This window comes from Occallatibacter sp. (assembly GCF_049582745.1).
In the GTDB taxonomy this organism is placed as follows: Bacteria; Acidobacteriota; Terriglobia; order Terriglobales; family Acidobacteriaceae; genus Telmatobacter.
This window is the reverse complement of the sequence record NZ_JBAUUO010000071.1, coordinates 1-1,555: the sequence shown is the minus strand read 5'-3', so window position 1 is coordinate 1,555 and position 1,555 is coordinate 1. Positions and strand designations below refer to the sequence as shown.

The 1,555-nt window shown below is 55.6% G+C and carries 3 protein-coding genes; 1 reads left to right on the top strand and 2 read right to left on the bottom strand.

Annotation, left to right across the window (positions count from 1 at the left end; all coding sequences use genetic code 11):
• Together WCA10_RS11655 and WCA10_RS11650 are read right to left on the bottom strand one after the other, a co-directional pair.
• Positions 1-378: PIN domain-containing protein (locus WCA10_RS11655; protein ID WP_472822695.1), on the bottom strand; the 378-nt coding region annotated here is incomplete at its 3' end.
• A complete protein-coding gene (locus WCA10_RS11650; RefSeq protein WP_472822694.1) occupies positions 359-820 on the bottom strand; it encodes an excisionase family DNA-binding protein in 462 nt (153 codons plus the stop codon). The genes WCA10_RS11655 and WCA10_RS11650, both read right to left, overlap by 20 nt.
• Positions 821-1,171: 351 nt before the next feature.
• On the opposite strand from WCA10_RS11650, the gene WCA10_RS11645 reads away from it, so the two are divergent.
• Positions 1,172-1,555, top strand: a 384-nt coding sequence (locus tag WCA10_RS11645; RefSeq protein ID WP_472822693.1) for an ABC transporter permease, incomplete at its 3' end; no start/stop codon positions are given.

Here is a 1,555-nt window from a genome sequence, read left to right as displayed (position 1 = left end):
CGCCAGACATGCCTCTGGAAAGTCTCCCTCGTTGAAAGTAACGATGGCATTCGCATGCCCGCAAATAGCCGCGGCTAACACGTGACGGTCATTTTTGTCTGGGATGCAAGCGAGAGCTTGAGCCATGTCAGGTGGAATACTGACAACAGCTTCGGGAAAATGTTCGCGCATTACCCTCAACCTTCTCTCACCTTGTTCTGGCGTATACCCCATCCGTTGGAGCGCAGTCCCAACCTCCGTGAGAATTTGAGCGCTCCAAAGCGGCCGATAAAGGGACGGCTCTAGAGCCAGGCGAAGCAACGTGTCACAGAGCGGCATTGGAACAAGCACGCAAGCATCGAGCAGTGCGGCGTATTCGTTATCGGGTGTGAGTATCATCCGGGACCTTGTCGTAGATCCCTTCTTCAAACTCGGCGCGCGCCAGGTCGTCGAGCGCCTTTCTGCGGCCGGCATCGCGCGTTGACTTGTAGGCCATGACGTCCCGTACGTAGATGCGACGATGCGTTCCGACTAGATGAAAAGGGATTTCTCCTCTCTCCAGCAATTGAACGAGGTATTGCCTGGAGACGCCCAGGACTTTGCCAGCTTCAACGGTTGTCAGTTCGTGCCGATTTTGCAGGATGGTGACCGAATGACCAGCTCGCAAGTCAGCGAGTAGCCGGAGAAGAAACGAGTAAACGTTGTTGGGCAGAATCTCAGTCTTTCCGTCTGGGCCGATGAGCTTCGCTTCCGCCTCGCGAAGCTTGGTATAGATGTCGAGGATTTCCTTCTGTTCTTTTTGGGAAATATCGACTGCGGACGCTTCGCTGTTTTCGGTCATGGTCGTGTAGCCTCCTCCTCGTGAACTTAGGACTGTCCACGGGAGCCTTGGGATTGTCATCATCTTAATCGATCAAATGCTATAAATGCAAGCATTTACTTGCATAAATTAAAGAATTGGCAACTAATCGATGCCTTTTACGGCATTTGCTAGGTCTTCCAAGCACTCGAATGAACGTAAACAGAGGCTGGGGCTCACGAGCCAAGGCCGACAAAGACCACGGACCCAGGGCCCACTAAGACCGCCTCATGGACACTCACAGTTGGAAGCGGCGGATTTGCGCAGTAACTTATAATATGCCCGTCTAAAATCAGCAGCCAAGCTGCAACCTCGTCAGACCAGAGGCAGACCATGTCCTTCAACCGCGATCTCCGCTTCGCCCTCCTCTCGCTAGCCCGCACCCCCGGCCTGGCCTGCGCCGTCATCCTCACCCTGGCGCTCGGCATCGGCGCCAATGCCGCCATCTTTACGTTAGTCCGCGGCGTCCTGCTGCGGCCGCTGGTCAACCGCGACGAATCTCGCCTGATCTACATTCGCCAGAGCGCCCCCGGCATCGGCTCGGAAAACGAGACTTTTTCTGTCCCCGAAATCCAGGACTTGAAGGCCAGCGTGAGATCGGTCAGCGAGTTTGGCGAGTTTTCGACGATCGGCTTCACCATGCTTGGCCTCGGCGAGCCGCGTGAAGTTCGCGCCGGCGTTGTGGACGGCTCCTATTTCGAAGTCATGGGCTTACGT

What these genes read in the sequence shown, in the direction of transcription:
- WCA10_RS11650 (WP_472822694.1), bottom strand. Translation starts at nt 820, where the DNA reads ATGACCGAAAACAGCGAAGCGTCCGCAGTCGATATTTCCCAAAAAGAA.